Below are 17,461 nucleotides of genomic sequence, written 5' to 3'. Positions count from 1 at the left end.
CATCAGTTCCGGGAAGGGTGTGTGTCATCACGTGTGTGGCAGCGGAAATGATGGCGGCGCGTTGTCGTCAGCGCTGCCCCATGGCTTGTCCGGCGCTGACGGCCGAGGCAGGCGATGCTGGGACCCGCTGCATGTATTTTCCTTTCGGCGCATTGTGGGAGCGACTTCAGTCGCGATCGCTCTCCGCTGCTCGATCAGCTTTTGGAGCATCGCGACTGAAGTCGCTCCCACAGGGGAGGTGCCGGCTTCAGCGAGGGGGCAATACATTCAGCAATTCGTAGCAGGCGCCCATGGTGTGGTAGTCGGTCTTGCCTGCCGGGCTTTTTTCGTCGTCGATCTTGCGGTTGTCATTGGTGAGGATGCGGTACCAGGCGCCGTAGTTGTGGTCGACGAAATGCTGCCACGCGTAAGTCCACAGTTTCTCGTACCAATCGTCATAGACGGCCAGACCGGTACGCGCATGCAGCAATGCGGCGGCCGCCAGTGATTCGGCTTGTACCCAAAAATATTTGTCGCCATCGCATACGCTGCCATCCGGGGCGAAGCCGTAGCTGATGCCGCCGTGCTCGGTATCCCATGCGCGTGCCAGTGCGGTGTCGAACAGCTGCATCGCCGTTGGCAGCAGCCAGTTTTCCTCGCGACCGCGTTCGAGCAGCAGCGGTTCAAGGATCAGCAGCAGCTTGGCCCATTCGGTCAGGTGGCCGGGCTGGAAACCCCAAGGGCGAAACAAGTGCTTCGGGTCGTCCCGGTGGTAGTCCCAGTCGACGTTCCAGTCACTGTCGTAGTGCTCCCAAACCAGGCCGCCGGCCTTGGCGGCCTGGCGCCGAGTGATGTGGTCGGCGAGCATGAGTGCACGTTCCAGATAGCGCGGTTCGTCGCTCGCCTGATAGGCAGCCAGCATCGCCTCGCACATGTGCATGTTCGCGTTCTGGCCGCGATAGCCGCTGAAGTGCCAGTCGGCATCGGCCTCGTCCCGATACAACCCCGCGTCGGCATCCCAGTAGCGTTGCTCCAGCAGCTGCCAGGTCTCCTCCATCCATGCCGCCGCCTCGGTGATGCCGGCTTTGCGCGCCGTGGCATAGGCAAGCAGAACGAATGCCACACCATAGGCATGGTTGGTGCGATCTTCCGGCTGACCGTCGCGGATCGTCCAGGCGTAACCGCCGCTGTGCGGGTCACGATGCACGTCGCGCAGATAGCGCAGGCCATGTCGCGCGGCATCGAGGTATTCGGCGGTTTCAAACTCGATCGCCGCCATCGCATAGTTGAAAATGAAGCGCGTGCTGCTGACCAGATGCCGGTCACGGTCATCGTAGATCGTGCCGTCGTCCTTGAAGTAGTGAAAAAACCCCCCGGCCGGATCGATCGCACGTGGGTGATAAAACGACATGGTCTGCGCGATGTGGTCGCGCAGAAATGTTTCGGAATGGAAGTCGGGCAAGGTCGGTACGTTGTTCATGCGTGGGCATCCATGAAGGCCAGCACTTCGCCTTCGTTCGGCATCGCGGCAAAGGAACCCTGGCGGGTCACGGTCAACGCGCCGCAGGCGGCGGCGTAGCGCAAGATCGCGTGCAGGCGTGGCAGCTCGGTCACCAGATGGTCGATCCGCTCGGGACCCACTTCAAGCCCGGCCAGCCGGCACAGCAGGCCGCCGACGAATGCGTCGCCGGCCGCCGTGGTATCGACGGCATCGACCGGATAGCAGGGCAGTTCGCCTTCCGCATCGGGATGGAACCAGCGCAGCGGTCCGGCGCCGTCGGTCACCACCACCAGTCGGGTGCGTCCAAGCCACAGTCGATCGAGTGCTGCCTGCTCTCCGTCAAGTGCAAGCCACGCAAATTCCTCGGCGCTCATCTTCACCACGTCGGCCAGATGCAGGGCAGGCCACAACAACGGGCGCGGGTCGACCTCGGCGGACCACAGTGCCGGACGCAGATTGACATCGAAGCTGACCAGCGCGCCGGCATCGTGCGCGCGTTGCATGCCGTCGCGAGTGGTCGCGGCCAACTCCGGATCGGTCATGCTGTTGGAGCACACATGAAACACCGCTACATCGCGAAATGCGCCCGCGCGAAAGTGCGTGGGCCGGAACAGCAGGTCGGCCGTGGACGACCGATAGAAACTGAAGCTGCGTTCACCGCACGCATCCAGTGTGACAAACGCGAGCGCGGTGTTTGCCGCATCGGTGCGGGCGATGTCATCGGTGCCGACGCCGGCACGCTTGAGACTGTCCAGCAAAAAGTCACCGAATGCGTCGCGCGCCAGCATGCCGGCGAAGCGCGCTGCGCCACCGAGTCGCGCCACCGCCACCGCGACATTGGCCGGAGCACCGCCGGCGAACGGCACGAAGTGCTGCCCAAAGCCATGGCCATCGTTACCTTCGGCATGAAAATCGATCAGTGCCTCGCCAAAACAGAGAATCGGTTGCATCGTCATGATCGTAGTTTCTTAGAGTGAACAATGAGGCGCCGCAGCGGCATCGCTTTTGAAGCTGACTTACTCGGTGACGCGTACCTTGGAACCACGGACGCCGTAGAAAACGATGTACAGGTAGCACAGCAGTGGTAGGAAGAACGCGTGTTGCAAACCGATGTGATCGGCGAATACGCCCTGCACGTAGGGGATCAACGCGCCACCCACGATCGCCATGATCAGCAGGCTGGAGGCCTTGCTGGTCAGCGGCCCCAGATGCTCGATGCCCAGCGCAAAGATGGTCGGGAACATGATCGAGTTGAACAGTCCGATCGCGATGATGCTGACCACCGCCACCTCGCCACTGCTGAGCATCGTGGTGAGCACCAGCAGCGCGTTGATCGCGGCAAATATCGCCAGCAATACGCGCGGCGAGATTTTCGCCATCAGCGCCGAACCGATGAAGCGGCCGATCATCGCGCCGAGCCAGTAAAAGGATACGTAGTGCGCGGCCTGCTGTTCGCTCATGTGGCCGATATCCGGCATCGACAGGTAATTGACCATGAAGCTGCCGATCGACACTTCGGCACCGACATAGAAAAAGATGCCGAGCACGCCGAACAACACGTGCGGATGACGCAGCACCTCGGCGAAACCATGCCGTTCGTGGTCGCCTTTGTCGGTCGCCTCGGTCAGCGCAGGCAAACGGAACAGCCACACGAAAATCGCGAGCAGAAACAACACCACGGCCAGCCCGATATACGGACCCTGCACCGCCTGCGCCTGCTGGGTCTGATAGACCAGCTGCTGCACCGGACCCAGCTTTGCCAGCTCGTCTGGTGTCTTGACCACGTTGGACAGAATCAGCAAGCCGCCGAACCAGGGAGCCAGAAAAGTGCCAAACGAATTCAGTGCCTGCGCCAGGGTCAGCCGACTGGAGCTGGTTCTTTCGGGACCGAGCAGGGCCACATACGGATTGGCGGCCACCTGCAGCACGGTGATTCCGGTAGCCAGCACGAACAGCGCGCCAAGGAACGCGGGATACAGGTGAAAGCCTGCGGCAGGCCAGAAGCCCAGCGCACCGACACCGGCGATCGCCAGCCCGGCGACGATGCCTTTCTTGTAGCCCAGTGAGGCGATCAGCCGCCCGGCGGGCAGCGCCATCAGAAAGTACGCACCGAAGAACGTGAACTGCACCAGCATCACTTGCGCGTAACCGAGCTGGAAAATCGACTTCAGATGCGGAATCAATATGTCGTTGAGACAGGTCAGGAAGCCCCACATGAAGAAAATGGTGGTGAGCACGCCCATTGCCATCGGGTAGTCGGTGTACCGCTCGCGGCCCGCCTTTGCAGTCGATGTGACGGGCGAAGGCGAGTGTGGACTGATAGCTGAAGTCATGCGGTTTTCCCCTGGAACGGATCAGGCGGTGGGTGGCGCGCAGCTGCTTTCACGCACGACCAGCTGCACCGGTGCGATGGTCTGGCGGCTATCGGCCTGAGGTTCCTGCAATCGCTGCAGAATCAGTTTCGCGGCTTGCTGCCCGCGCTCGCGCGGTGCGGTCGACAAGGTAGTGAGAGGCGGCATGCCCAGCGCGGCTTCGGCGATGTCATCGAAGCCGGTCAATGCGAAATCCTGCCCCGGGCGCAGCCCACGCTGGTTGAGACCGAGCATCAGCCCCAGCGCAACCGCATCGTTGTAGCAGACCGCCGCCGTCGGTGTGGGCGTGCCTGCGAACAAGGCGCTGGTTTGATGGGCGGCTTCAAGTCGGGTCGGCGCGCATTCGATCCGCCAGTGCGGTTCGATCGGCAGCCTGGCCGCTTGCATCGCCTGCACATAGCCGGCGTGGCGCTGACTGCACGAACTGGAGTCGCGATGGCCTCCGAAGAACGCGATGCGTTGATGGCCACGGGCGATCAGGTGCTCGGTGGCCAGACGTGCGCCGTGCTGGTTGTCCAGCATCAGCTGGTCCCAATGCGCGAACTCCGGCAACGTGCCGCCCAACTCGCGATTGAACAGCAGCAACGGTGAGCGCGCGCCGACAGCAGCCAGCACGTCATGCGCATTGCTGTGTTCGGCCGGCGACAGGATGATGCCGCCGGGCCCATGTTCCAGCAGCGAGCTCAATACGGCTTGCTCGCGCGTGGCCGATTCACTGGTGCAGCCGAGCAGGGTGACGAAGCCGGCTTCGCCCAAAGTCTGGTCTACGCCGGCGGCGAATTCGGCGAAGAAGGGATTGGCCAGATCATTGAGTACCAGCGCGATGCTCGACGAGGTGCGGCGGCGCAGGTTGGCGGCGGAGCGGTTATAGACGTACCCTTGCAGGCGAAGCTCTTCCTCGACCCTGGCGCGAGTATGCTTGTTCACCAGCGGGCTGCCACGCAGCACCAGCGATACCGTGGCACGCGACAACTCGCACCCGGCGGCGATGTCGTTCAAGGTCACCTTGCGGTTGATCGGGGTATGGCTGGACATGACGCTCTGCCGGATTAGAACGATCTAAATGTAACTTATCGGCGGAGATGCGCACGTCGCGGCGCAACATGCGTTGTTTCCCGCCGGGTGCTAGCTTGTCGACCTGAATCGATCCAAATTCGAGGTTGACAATGACTGTCCGGTTGCGCCGCGTACTCCCCTGGTTGCTTAGTGCCTCGCTCGGCCTGGCTGCTACCACAGCAGCAGCTGCGTCAAATCCGCCCGCAGGACATGCTGGCGAGGTCGATCCGCGCATTGGCACCGGCGGCGACGGACATACCTTTCCTGGCGCCACGGTGCCGTTTGGCATGGTCCAGCTATCCCCCGACACGGCCATGCCGGACTTCAAGCACGCGTACAAGTGGGCCGCGGGGTACCGGTACGACGACCCCAGCATCATGGGTTTTTCGCACACGCACTTCTCCGGTTCCGGGCATTCGGACCTGGGCGACGTGCTGGTGATGCCGATCGCCGGTGACGTGCAGCTGGAGCCCGGCGACGCGGGCAAACCCGGCAGCGGCTATCGCTCGCGCTTCAGCCATACCAGCGAAGTGGAGCAGGCCGGCTACTACGCCGTGACGTTGAGCGACTACGACATCCGCGCCGAGCTCACCGCCGGGCGACGTGTCGGCTGGCATCGCTACGGCTTTCCCGTGGGCAAGCCGGCGCACGTGCTGCTCGATCTGCGCCCGAGCATTTACGACTACCCGGGCAAAGTGCTGTGGGCCAGCTTGCAGGTGCATGCCGACGGCACGGTCACCGGCTGCCGTGACACGCGTGGCTGGGCGCCGGGTCGTGAGCTGTGCTTTGCGATGCGCTTTTCGCAACCGATGACATCGCGCGAGCTCTACAACCGCGAGAAAGATCTCGTCTACAAGGGTTTCAGCGGGCCGGGTAACCAGCCGCAAGACCGTGATGCGCAGAACGGCCGAGCCCTGGTCGGGGTGTTCGATTTCGGCCAGCTGAAGCAGCCGTTGCTGGTGAAAGTGGCGATTTCCTCGGTCAGCGAGGCGAACGCGACCGCCAATCTCGATCAGGACGGCAAAGGCTGGGACTTCGATGCCCGCCGTGCCGAGGCGAAGGCAGCGTGGGACAAGGCGCTGTCGGCGATCGACGTCGAGGGCTCGTCGGATCAGCGCATCGGCTTCTACACCTCGCTGTATCACGCGATGCTGGCACCGACATTGAGCATGGACGTCAATGGCGAATACCGTGGGCCAGACCACGCCGTGCATCACGCTGACGGCTTCGATTTCTATTCAAGCTGGTCGATGTGGGACGTCTATCGGGCGGAGGAGCCGCTGATGGTGTTGCTGCGTCCCGATCTCAGCACGCACTTCATCCGCTCGCTGATCGCCGCGCAGCAGGCCAGTCCGTTCGGCATGTTGCCGGTATGGGCGTATCAGGGGCTGGAGACCTGGTGCATGACCGGCTATCACGCCGTGGCGATCATCGCCGATGCCTACGTCAAGGGCGTTCGCGGCTTCGACGCGGACAAGGCGTTGAAGGGGATGGTGGCCACGGCCACGTATGGCGATTACGGCGATCTCGCCGATTACATGAAGCTGGGCTACGTGCCGATCGACAAGGAAGTGGAGGCCGCGTCCAAGACGCAGGAATACGCCTATGACGATTGGGCGATCGCGCAGATGGCCAAGGCGACGGGCAAACAGGACATCGCCGCCACGTTCGCAAAGCGCGCCACCAACTGGCGCCATGTGTGGGATCCGGGCACAGGTTTCATGCGCGCCAAGCTGAGCAATGGCCAGTGGCATGAACCGTTCGATCCGACCTTTGCCGGCTACGGCAGCGATTACACCGAAGCCAATGCGTGGCAGTACTCCTGGTACGTGCCGCAGGATGTCGCCGGACTGATTGGTGCCATGGGCGGCGACGCGAAGTTCGTCGCCAAGCTCGACCAGTTGTTCGATGCCAAGGTCGACCCAGCGCAGTTCAAGGACGTGGAAGACATCACCGGCCTGATCGGCTGGTATGCGCACGGCAACGAGCCGAGCCACCACATCGCCTATCTGTACGATTACGCCGGCGCAGCGTGGAAGACGCAGCAGCGGCTCAAGCAGATCATGGACAGCCAGTACGCCACGCGTCCCGATGGCCTTGCCGGCAACGATGACCTTGGCCAGATGTCGGCGTGGTATGTGTTCAGTGCTCTCGGTTTCTATCCGGTGACGCCGGCCAGCGACGAGTACGCGATTGGCCGGCCCTTCGTGCCGAAGGCGGCGATCCATCTTCCCAACGGTCATACCTTCAGTGTGGTGGCTGATCACCTGGATGACGCGCATCCGTATGTTGGCGCAGTCACGCTCAACGGCAAGCCGCTGGAGCGGGTCTATCTGCATCACGCCGAGATCCTTGCCGGCGGCGAGCTGCACTTCACCATGCAGGCCACGCCGAACACGCAGTGGGGGCAGGCCGATACGGCGAGGCCGACGGCGACGAGTCGCTACGGCGAATGAGCGATGGTCATCGGCCGCTCATATCGGGCGGCTGATCTGACCCGCGTAGCTCGGTTGCCGCCCGAGAATCTGTCTGGGATCTTCCTGTAGCCCCTCGGGGAGGTCCTGGACAGGCTTCGAGGTCAATCGGCGTTTGGCGAAAGATGCCAGAATGCCGGCTACCTCCCGTCTCGGGTTTGCTGATGCTGCGAGCTATATGAAGGTCAGAGACGTTGTTCGCTGGCGAATGGCCGGTCTGCTGCTGGCGGTGCTGGTCATCGTCGGGCTGCCATATGCCGTCACCCTCTCCAATACCCACGGCACGCAGAAGGCCGTCGGGTGGGTGATTCACTCGAATGCGATAAAAGCACTGACCTATCAGATCGCCTACGTGGTTCGCGACAGCGACGCGGCGGCTTATCGACTGCTGGCCGGTGACGGCAATGATCTGACCCGCCAGCGTGCGCAACGTGCCGGTAACGAAGCACCGGGGTTGCTGCAGCAGTTGCGCGCCATGACGAGTGACAACGCTGACCAGCAAGTCCAGATCGGCGCCTTGGAAACCAATGTCAATGGCCATATCACACTGATGAACCAGGCACTGTCGCGGCTGCAGCAAGCGGACACCGCGGGCGCCAGGCAGTCTTTGCGTGACGCCGGTGATCTGTTCAAGATCAATGCGCCGATTTCAAGCATCGTGCAAAACGAGGACAGCCTGCTACGGGATCGCCAGGCGGCTGCCGGGCGAGAATCGTTCAACACCACGACCGTGCTCGCCACCACTGCGCTGGCGCAGCTCGTGCTGCTGATCATCATCGTGATCACCTCCGAGCGACAGATTGGCCGGCGCCTGGTAGCGGAGACCCGTGAGAGTCGCGCGGAGCTGCGTTCTCAGTTGATCTTGCAGGCCGTGCGCGAGCCGATCGCCCTGTTCGACGAGAACCTTCAGAGCCTGATGGCGAATACCGCTTTCTGCGAATTGTACGGGCTGGATCCTGATCAGCGTTCGCAGCCACTGGCCCAGATGGGTCAAGGCGCCTGGAGCGACACCGTATTGCTGCAGCGGCTTACCGACGTGCTGTTGCGCGATCGCGAGCTGTGGGACTACGACATGATCCAGCGCACCGTCGATGGAGTCGATCGACATGTAGTGATCAATGCGCGTCGGCTGCAGCAAGAGGATGCCAGCATGCCCGCACTATTGCTGACGGTGAGCGATGTCACCGCGCGTGCGCTGGTCGAGCAGCAGGTGAACGAGCTCAACCGTCAGCTTGAGGGCAAGGTGACCCAGGTCTCCGATGTCAATCGTGAGCTGGAGGCGTTCAGCTATTCGGTTTCGCACGACCTGCGTGCGCCGTTGCGTCACATCGCCGGGTTTGCTCGCAAGCTGGAACATCACCTCGGCGAGCGCATCGACGAAAAGGGCCGTCATCACATCGAGGTGATCACCAGTTCGGCGCAGCGCATGGCCTTGCTGATCGACGACCTGCTGGTATTTTCGAGGCTAGGTCGCGGCGCGCTGCGCTTGCAGGCAGTGGACATGCAGTCGATGGTTGACGAGGCGCGGGCATTGGCCGAATCAGGCATAGGGGATCGGCGTATCGTATGGACCGTCGCGCCCCTGCCGATGGTGATCGGGGACGAAAACATGTTGCGCACGGTATGGCAGAACCTGCTCGGCAATGCGGTCAAATACACCGGTCAGTGTGAGGTGGCGCGCATCGAAGTGAGCGTGGAGCGGCAGCGCAATGGCGATTACGAGTTCACCGTGGCCGACAACGGCGCCGGCTTCGATATGCAATATGCGGACAAGCTGTTCGGGGTATTCCAGCGGTTGCATCGGCCGTCGGAATTTCCCGGCAATGGCATCGGGCTGGCCAATGTGCGACGAATCGTGGTGCGCCACGGTGGTCGCGTATGGGCCGAGGGCGAAATGGGGCAGGGCGCCCGTTTCCATTTTTCGCTGCCGGCCGTCGATCTGGCCGGGGCACGCACGTAAGGCTGGACCATGAACAAGCGAGTGCTGCGCACTATCCTGCTGGCCGAAGACAGCCCGGCGGACGCCGAAATGGCCATGGACGCACTGAGCGACGCCCATCTGGCGAACCCGGTGGTGCATGTAGAAGACGGGGTGGACTGTCTGGACTATCTTTATTCGCGCGGTGCGTGGGAGGGACGCGAGTCGGGCGATCCGGCGGTGGTGCTGCTGGACATCAAGATGCCGCGCATGAACGGGTTCGAGGTGTTGACCAAGATGCGTGCCGATGAGCGGCTGCGACGGATTCCGGTGGTGATCCTGTCGTCCTCGCGCGAAGAGAGCGATCTGGCGCGCAGTTGGGATCTTGGCGCAAATGCCTATGTGATCAAGCCGGTCGATGTGGACCAGTTTTTCGAAGCCGTACGCACGCTGGGACAGTTCTGGGCGGTACTCAATCAAGCGCCTGAGCAGGGTTGATCGGGCGCAAAGTTGCCGGGCCGCGCCGCGCGGCTTGCAACAAGTGCGCAAGTGCGGGAAAAGCAAGAGCAGCAGGGGGGGACCGACATGCCAAACAGGCAGTTTCAGCCAACATCAACCATTCGTGTGCTGCAGGTCGAGGATAGCGAACTCGATGCCGAGCTGATGCTGACAGAGCTCGACAGCGACGGCATCGAGTACGAAGTACAACGGGTCGACGATGAAGCGCGCTATGTCGCCGCGCTGAGCGAGTTCGAACCGCATATCGTGCTGTCCGATCTCAGCATGCCCGGCTTTTCCGGTCAGCGAGCTCTCGAGTTACTGCGTGAGCATGATGAAGATCTACCCTTCATCTTCGTCTCCGCCACGCTTGGCGAAGAGGCGGCGATCGCGGCGCTGCGCAACGGCGCCACCGATTACATCCTCAAGCAGAATCCGGCCCGACTGGCCAGCGCGGTGCGTCGTGCGCTGGCCGAGGCGGAGGCACGCCGTGCCCGCCGCCGTGCCGAGGGCGAGCTGATCCGCGCACAACGCTTCGAGAGTCTCGCGATGCTCGCGGGTGGCCTCAGCCACGATCTGCGCAACCTGCTGCAACCGTTGCTGCTGGCCGGCGACAGTCTGCAGGATTACCAGGACGACCCGCGCCTGGCGCGACTGGGCAAACTGGTGCGCGATTGCGGCAAGCGTGGTCTGGACATGGTGCAGTCGATGTTGTCGTTCGCGCGCGGCGCGAAGCGTGCAGAGCAGGTGCGCCTCGGCGCGCTGCTCAACGCGCTCGGACTGCTCATGCAGGGCAGCATTCCACGCACGGTCGCCATGGAATTGGTCATCGATGATCCGGAGTTGTGGTTCGAAGGCAACCACACCGAACTGCAGCAGTGCCTGCTCAATCTGTGCCTGAATGCGATCCAGGCGATGCCCGATGGTGGCAACTTGCGCATCGAGGCCACGCAGGCCGAACTGCCGCAGGACTTCTTCATGGCGGAGGAGCAATCACGGCAGTGTCGCTATCTGCGCATGAGCGTGATCGACACTGGTCCGGGCATGGATCAGGCGGTGCTTGGGCGCATGTTCGAGCCGTTCTTCACTACCAAGGAGACCGGCACCGGGTTGGGCCTGGTGTCGTGCAAGCGCATCGTCAGCAGCCATGGGGGCGTGATGCGCGTGGACAGTGCGCCGGGTCGTGGCACCCGCTTCGACCTCTATTTCCCGCTCGAGGAATTGATTGCCGACATCGAGCAGGCGGATGACCTGGATCGCCTCGAAGGCATGGCCGAGGTCGTCCTGGTCGTGGTGGAGGAGGCGGCCCAACTGTCCCTGTTGGCTGACACGCTGGGGGCCTACGGTTATCAGGCGCACGCCAGCCAGAGCGGTACCGCTGCGTTGCAGTGGATCGAGGCCTGCGGTTTGCCGGAACTGGTCGTGCTGGATGCGGACATGAACCTGTTGACCGGTGTGCGCACGGTGGCCGCGCTACTCGATCGTGGTTACACCGGCGCCGTGATCCTGCTGGCCCGTTCCGACGCGCCGCCGGATCTGCACGGTCTGCCGCCACTGGAGCACCTCTACGTGGTGGATAAACCGGTAAGCACCCCGGTGCTGTTGCGCACCTTGCGCAAGGCGCTTGGGGCGGCCGGAAATGGGGGGTAATCCGGTCGCCGAACTACCCGTGCAGGCAGGAGGATTCACGGCGCGCGGCATGCCTGGCTACTATTTCAGTCTGGCCGTGCGCAGCTTTCGCCGCAGCAAGGCATTGACCGCCCTGATCGTCGTGCTGATGGGTTGCGGTGTCGCCACCTGCATGGTCACCTGGGCGGTTTTCAGGGCCACGGCGGCTGATCCGATACCGTGGAAATCCAGCAAGTTGTTTGTGCCACAGATCGACAATTTCGGTCCCGCGCACAACGATCATGGCAAGCCACCCGACTTACTCGACTACACGGACGCCACGGCGCTTTTGCATGCGCACCAGGCACGTCGCCAGTCGCTGCTCTACGCGATCAGATTGTCGGTCGTGCCAGACCAGCAACAACGGCAGCCGTTTTCACTGCCGGGCGATGCCGTCAGCAGCGATTTCTTCGCGATGTTCGATGTGCCGTTTCGTTATGGCAGCGGCTGGAGCACGGTCGACGACGACCAGCGCACCTCCGTGGTGGTCATCAGCGACGCGCTCAACCAGCAACTTTTTGGTGGTGCCAACAGCGTGGGCCGGGAGATCGCCCTGGATACCCACAGCTATCGCATCGTCGGCGTGCTTGGAGACTGGAACCCGCGCCCGCGATTCTTTGATGTGAGCAGCTCCGGCTATCCCTTCAGCAATCCTGGCCAGATCTATATTCCGTTCAGTCGCGCAGTCGATCTGCAGAAAAGTACCAGCGGCAGCATCGTTTGCAGTGGCGATGGGAGCAATCCCGCGAGTGCGGGCTGGGATGCCTTCCTGCGTGGCGAATGCGGATGGATCGCCGCCTGGGTGGAACTACCTACACCAACGGACGCCGAACACTATCGTCAGTACCTGAGCAATTACGCCGCCGAGCAGCAACGTCTGGGCCGTTTAGGCTGGCCTGCCAATGTGCGCCTGCGCAACGTCGTTCAGTGGCTCGATCTCGAGCGTGTGGTGCCGAAGGCATCGAAGCTTTCGTTGATTGTCTCTTTCAGCTTTCTACTCATCTGTCAGGTCAACGCGGTGGGTTTGCTGTTAGCTCGGTTCATGAGTCGCGCGCCGGAGATCGGCGTGCGACGGGCATTGGGCGCGTCTCGCCGGGCGATCTATCAGCAGTTTCTGATCGAGGCGGCGACCATCGGCGTGGCCGGTGGCGCGCTTGGATTGGCACTGACGTGCGTGGGCATGAAAGGCGTCGGTCTGGTGTTTGAGCCGCAGATCGCCGAGCTGGCTCGGCTGGACGGATCGCTGATGCTGGTGACCTTGCTGGTCGCGATCGCCGCCACCGTCATCGCCGCTTTCTATCCCACCTGGCGGGCGGCGCAGGTACAGCCTGCCTGGCAACTGAAATCCAACGGATGATCCTGCATTGAACTGGCGCGGCGACATGATGCAGATCCGGCCGATCCTCGCAGCGCTGCGTCGGCACAAGGCGGCCACGATACTCATCGTGTTGCAGATCGCGCTGACGCTGGCCGTCGTCAGCAACGCGCTCTTCATCGTGCAAACCCGGATCGTGCATCTGTCGCGTCCGACCGGAGTAGACGAGGCGCACCTGTTCGTCATCAAGAATGAGTGGGTGGGAAAGCTGGATGCTGCGCAGGTCGACGCGCAGATGCGTGCCGACCTGGCCACACTGCGCAACCTGCCAGGTGTGCGTGACGCTTTCGCCAGCGAGGCTTATCCGCTGGGAGGTGGCTGGGGTTGGCTGGAATCCATCAAGTGGCAGCCGGACAAGCCGCGGCATCAGTTGGCGGTCATTTATTTTGCCGATGAGCACGCCTTGGCGACCTTCGGCATCACGCTGATTGCAGGCCGCAACTTTCACGCCGACGAGATCGGCCGTATCGGCCTGTACGACACCGCGTCTCCGGCGGTGGTCATCATCACGCGTGATCTGGCACAGAAACTCTTCCCGGGCGGCTCGGCGCTGGGCCGGACGGTTTATCTGACGGGCGGCCCCACCACCGTCATCGGCATCGTCGATCGCTTGCAAGGGCCGTACGCGGGCAGCACCACACGCTCGATTGACGACGATCAGATCCTGGTGCCCGCCTACCTGGACGATCCGTCCCACAGCGACTATCTGGTGCGCGCACAATCCGGCCAGTTTGAGGCGGTGATGCGCGCGGCACCGAAGGCGTTGCTGGCGCTGAACCGTTCGCGTGTGATCAACCCCGACGGCGGCATGATCGCGCTGACCCAGGCTCGCGTTCAAAGTTATGCAGGCGATCGTGGCGTGGCGATCATGATGGGCGTGGTCTGCCTCATGTTGCTGCTGGCGACCGCCGGCGGCATCGTCGGCCTCAGCAGTTTCTGGGTCAGCCAGCGGCGCAGGCAAATCGGCGTCCGACGTGCGTTGGGCGCCACCCGTCGAGACATCCTGCGCTACTTCCAGACCGAGAATTTCCTGATCGTCGGCGGTGGCATCGCGGTCGGAGTGTTACTTGGCGTGGCGGCTAATCTGACGCTGATGACGTACTGGGAATTGCCGCGGATGCCATTGACCGTGCTGCTGCTTGGTGCCGTACTGCTTTGGCTACTCGGTCAACTGGCGGTGCTCGGCCCGGCGCGTCGGGCAGCCGCCGTGCCGCCGGTTGAGGCGACACGATCGCTGTGACGGGGCTTCCCACCCGCGACAAGCGGGTCGAAGCCCGTTATCTACAGCGACGGCTGTTTGTCGGTCGTTATTCCGCGGCGGCCCTACTTGGCTTTGGGGGAGCGCCCGGACACTCGACGGCCCATCTCGTGACCGTCATGTCATTCAGCTTCTCCCCGATCGTGTCGACACGCAGACAAACGCCGTTCTTCGCGTAGAACAAGATGCAGCGCGAGCTGTCAGATGAGCATGAGTCGACCTCGATGAACTTGCGCGCTGTCAGCTGTAGCTCTGCTCTGCTGTATTCATATCCATCGGTCGCATGCATCCGCGTCGGTCTCCATCCTTGTTTGACAAGCTTGTTCCGTGCCGCGACCAAGGACTCGCCGACGGCGATGCCAGCCGGTCCGCGCTTGTGGTTCGTGGTCGGCGCTCCGTCCGCGAACGCCATCCCGGCCCCAATGCAACACCACAGCGTGGCTACCGCGAGGATCGATGCTTTCACTGGCCTGTCCCTCCGGCAGCTTTGTAGCTCGCCAAAAATTCTGAATACTCGACATACGGTTGCGGTGGATAGTGATTCGCCAAGCCTGGCCCTTCGGGAACCGCCGCCCACTTGATCGCCGGCTGAGATGAGGTCCTGGGAAAGTGTTTCCCCGTTTTGGATCGGCTAGTTTCGCTGACTCATATCATCTGGGCATCCATTCGCACACAACACTGAGGAATGTTCTTCAGACCAAAGCGTATTTCGCAATAGTCCCGAAGTTGCATCTGTTCATCCGGCAATAGCTTATCGAAAGGAACCAGTTCGAGGTTTCGTTCTGCTGGATTACGAAATTCATATCTAAAGGTTGGTCGATGTTTTAGGAGCGGCTCCCAATCCGAACCAATTTCATGGTCGTTCGCGACATATTCAGAACCCACGAACGCCCGAAAAAGGAGGAAAATAGCGACTGCCAGAAAACCTCGTTTTATCCATTTCATGGAGCGGCCAACTTCAGCTCTCTTCTCAGCTGCTGAGTAATGATCATGTTGATACCCAGACAATCGCGCTTCTTGGCGTAGAACAAGATGCGAGCTGTCAGAGGACCATGAGTCAATATCGAAGAGCTTGCTCGCTGTCCACTGGATATCCGCTTCGGTGTATTCATATCCGCCAGAATTTTGGCAGGTCCTCTTGTTGAGTAACGCCGCGTTCGTAGGCGTCAAGGACGCGATCCGCTACGTAGCCGTAAAGTGAGTTCGCTTCTCAATTGCTCGGCGATGAAGCCGGCCATGGCAGGTTGCCCCAAGGGGCGGATGAATATTCCCAGCAGGCGCCCTGTGGTTTCCAAGATCCATTTCCTGAAGGCGGAATATCTTCATCCAGCCTCCTTCCACACGTCTGCGTGTAACACTGCCGAATAGAAACCTTGCCATAACGTATTTTGCAAAATTCATGAAAATTCGCTTGCTCGGTGGGTGAAAGTTCATCGAACGGGTCGATGTCAAGCACGCGTTGAGCGGGGTTGTGGAAATGAAACTGAAACGTCGGTTCATGCTTCACAAACAGGGGCCAACTTACTCCCTCCTCATGGTCGCCAACTACGCGCTCGGCACCGACAAATGCCCAAAAGACTACTGCACTTAGCGTGACGGATGTGAGGATGACTATCCGTTTCATGGGGCGGCCAACTCAAGTTCCCTTCGCAGCATGCCAGCTATGATCATTCCATATACTCCTGGGCAGGCGCGGCTAGTCATTAGAGCCTTAGCAAATTCGCGATGACCGCCAAGGGTGCTAATATTGAAAAAGTCCGTCAACGTCTTGGTCAGGGCTGATGCCGCTTCTAGTTGGCGCTCGCTAGGCTCATCGTGGTTGACCGCAAATTCATCTTTTAGCACGCCAAGCCCTTCCGAAATTCCACGTTTTACGCCTTCCTCTTTGGTGGTGTTCCACACTCCAGGACCATACTTTTCGGCTTCGCCGCGTGTACTAAAATCTGCGAGAAACACAATACCAATGACGCCAGCGTTGCCATCTTTGATGTGCCGCCCTTTGTAACGAATGTCCAGCGCTTCATAGATTGTGCCTTGGCAGTCAATTGCATAGTGATAGCTGACCTGTCCAAATTTGGCCAAGTCGATCGCTTCGGCTTTCCGCATTTCGTCGGCGCCATCAGCGGCGCAGCTGAAACTGTTACCGGCGTGATGGATGGCTATTGCCGTGTAGTCCCAGTCCTTTCCTGGGCTTGTTGCCGGTTCCTTTGCCTTCCAGGCCGAGCGCGTTTTGATCTTAAAGTGCTTCAGGGTCAGCGCATCAATGATCGCCTGCCTTGTGGCGGCACGATTGTTGACGATAATTTCGATAGCATCATCCTTGCTGCTTCCGACCATAGTTGATGCATGAGTCCAGCGCGTGATGGTGTAGTCAGTCATAACCATGCTCCTGATTCGGATTAAGCGGGCGCTTAGGCGCCGAAAACATTGCATGGATTGACACCGGCATCGCCTCATCGGCAGCTACGTGGGCGTAGCCAGTAGAGTCGGTTTGGCCGCGCTGCATCGAGCCACCCACGTCTGCAATGAACGCCTGATTCGCCAGCGGCTCATCCGTAGTGCTGTCACGCAGCAGGAACCAGCGAGAGTATTTTGCTTGGTTCGCTTGGTTCGAGTGCCGGGTGATAGCCGTCGCGGGTGCACGGGCCGCCGATCCGCCAATGTCCTGGATGCTTGAGCTACGCCCATAAACAGCGACGATTCGGGGTGGGGGACTGCACTCGCAAAGGACGATATCGCCCTCCACTGCTTCATGCGCTCGAATAGTGGCGTCGTACATTCGCAGGTCGTAATCGGGCGTGCCCGGCCCTTCAGCTATCAGTCCCGCGCTCTCGCAAACTCCGCAATAGGCGCGATGCCCGATAAAAGCCTGATTCCGGGATCTCCCGTCAAACCCCTCAATGGTGCAACCACCTAGGCCTTCAATAACCTCGCTATGGGTCCCGTTATCAAGCGGATCGCCTTCTACGACGTGATAAAAGATAGCCATTGAGCCTCCGGCAGCCGTATTTGTTTTAAGAGAGCCTCTGATGCGTACTTCGGACAGTTCGCAGGCGGCTCGCGGCACACGGCAAGGTGCGGGCTTGGTGTCGTTGAGGGCTTATGACGGCATGCATCGTGATTGTGAGTTTTGTTTTGCAAGTATTCCCTCCCGCGCCAGGGCGCGGCCGATAGTCACCGCGGCTGCCAGTCAATCACCGGCGGGGCGACGAAGGGAATGAGAAAAGTCTCAATATCCCGACGGGACATTGAAGGCTGCCCACGCCTTTTAGGGCATATCTATCAAAGGGGGAGTGTTCTCGATCGCTTCGATCAGTGATCAAGCGGCACTCGCCCAAAAGAAATGCCAGCGTTGCGCTGGC

At 61.2% G+C, this 17,461-nt stretch carries 14 protein-coding genes; 6 read left to right on the top strand and 8 right to left on the bottom strand.

Features of this window, described 5'->3' with window-relative positions:
- Positions 1–247: 247 nt before the first annotated feature.
- The 4 genes from HDE77_RS03790 to HDE77_RS03775 form a co-directional block, all read right to left on the bottom strand.
- A complete protein-coding gene (locus tag HDE77_RS03790) occupies positions 248–1,459 on the bottom strand; it encodes an AGE family epimerase/isomerase (RefSeq protein WP_184415827.1) in 1,212 nt (403 codons plus the stop codon).
- Complete coding sequence (locus tag HDE77_RS03785; protein WP_184415826.1) at positions 1,456–2,436, bottom strand: carbohydrate kinase; 981 nt, start codon at positions 2,434–2,436, stop codon at positions 1,456–1,458. The genes HDE77_RS03790 and HDE77_RS03785 overlap by 4 nt, the downstream gene beginning before the upstream one ends.
- Before the next feature lie 60 nt (positions 2,437–2,496).
- Positions 2,497–3,729: an L-fucose:H+ symporter permease gene (gene fucP, locus HDE77_RS03780; RefSeq protein WP_255482542.1), complete on the bottom strand. Its 1,233-nt coding sequence runs from the start codon at positions 3,727–3,729 to the stop codon at positions 2,497–2,499.
- A gap of 105 nt (positions 3,730–3,834) precedes the next feature.
- Entirely contained in the window at positions 3,835–4,887 is a 1,053-nt protein-coding gene (locus HDE77_RS03775) for a LacI family DNA-binding transcriptional regulator (protein ID WP_184415824.1), read from the bottom strand.
- A gap of 131 nt (positions 4,888–5,018) precedes the next feature.
- Between HDE77_RS03775 and HDE77_RS03770 the strand changes: the two genes are divergently transcribed.
- The 6 genes from HDE77_RS03770 to HDE77_RS03745 all read left to right on the top strand — a co-directional run bounded on the left by HDE77_RS03770 (position 5,019) and on the right by HDE77_RS03745 (position 14,081).
- Positions 5,019–7,364, top strand: a complete 2,346-nt coding sequence (locus tag HDE77_RS03770) for a GH92 family glycosyl hydrolase (RefSeq protein ID WP_184415823.1) — start codon at positions 5,019–5,021, stop codon at positions 7,362–7,364.
- 196 nt (positions 7,365–7,560) lie between these two features.
- Positions 7,561–9,342, top strand: a complete 1,782-nt coding sequence (locus tag HDE77_RS03765) for an ATP-binding protein (RefSeq protein ID WP_184416017.1) — start codon at positions 7,561–7,563, stop codon at positions 9,340–9,342.
- 9 nt (positions 9,343–9,351) lie between these two features.
- Positions 9,352–9,798 (top strand): response regulator, encoded by a 447-nt coding sequence (locus tag HDE77_RS03760; RefSeq protein WP_184415822.1) that lies wholly within the window; start codon positions 9,352–9,354, stop codon positions 9,796–9,798.
- Positions 9,799–9,885: 87 nt separating this feature from the next.
- The gene (locus tag HDE77_RS03755) at positions 9,886–11,448 is read left to right on the top strand and encodes a response regulator (protein WP_184415821.1); all 1,563 of its coding nucleotides are present in this window, start codon (positions 9,886–9,888) and stop codon (positions 11,446–11,448) included.
- Positions 11,449–11,497: 49 nt separating this feature from the next.
- Positions 11,498–12,823, top strand: coding sequence for an FtsX-like permease family protein (locus HDE77_RS03750; protein ID WP_184415820.1), 1,326 nt, complete (start codon positions 11,498–11,500; stop codon positions 12,821–12,823).
- A gap of 25 nt (positions 12,824–12,848) precedes the next feature.
- Positions 12,849–14,081 (top strand): FtsX-like permease family protein, encoded by a 1,233-nt coding sequence (locus HDE77_RS03745; RefSeq protein WP_255482525.1) that lies wholly within the window; start codon positions 12,849–12,851, stop codon positions 14,079–14,081.
- 663 nt (positions 14,082–14,744) lie between these two features.
- On the opposite strand, the gene HDE77_RS03740 is transcribed toward HDE77_RS03745, so the two are convergent.
- The 4 genes from HDE77_RS03740 to HDE77_RS03725 are packed head-to-tail and all read right to left on the bottom strand — an operon-like array spanning position 14,745 to position 17,088.
- Entirely contained in the window at positions 14,745–15,269 is a 525-nt protein-coding gene (locus tag HDE77_RS03740) for a hypothetical protein (protein WP_184415819.1), read from the bottom strand.
- 40 nt (positions 15,270–15,309) lie between these two features.
- A complete protein-coding gene (locus HDE77_RS03735; protein WP_184415818.1) occupies positions 15,310–15,723 on the bottom strand; it encodes a hypothetical protein in 414 nt (137 codons plus the stop codon).
- Positions 15,720–16,478, bottom strand: a complete 759-nt coding sequence (locus HDE77_RS03730; RefSeq protein WP_184415817.1) for a peptidoglycan recognition family protein — start codon at positions 16,476–16,478, stop codon at positions 15,720–15,722. Before HDE77_RS03730 ends, HDE77_RS03735 begins: the two co-directional genes overlap by 4 nt.
- Positions 16,471–17,088, bottom strand: coding sequence for a PAAR domain-containing protein (locus HDE77_RS03725; protein ID WP_184415816.1), 618 nt, complete (start codon positions 17,086–17,088; stop codon positions 16,471–16,473). Before HDE77_RS03725 ends, HDE77_RS03730 begins: the two co-directional genes overlap by 8 nt.
- Between the last annotated feature and the right edge of the window lie 373 nt (positions 17,089–17,461).

Source organism: Rhodanobacter sp. MP7CTX1 (assembly GCF_014205795.1).
GTDB lineage: Bacteria > Pseudomonadota > Gammaproteobacteria > Xanthomonadales > Rhodanobacteraceae > Rhodanobacter.
Note: the sequence above shows the minus strand (reverse complement) of the source record. Positions and strands in the feature narration are given on the sequence as shown.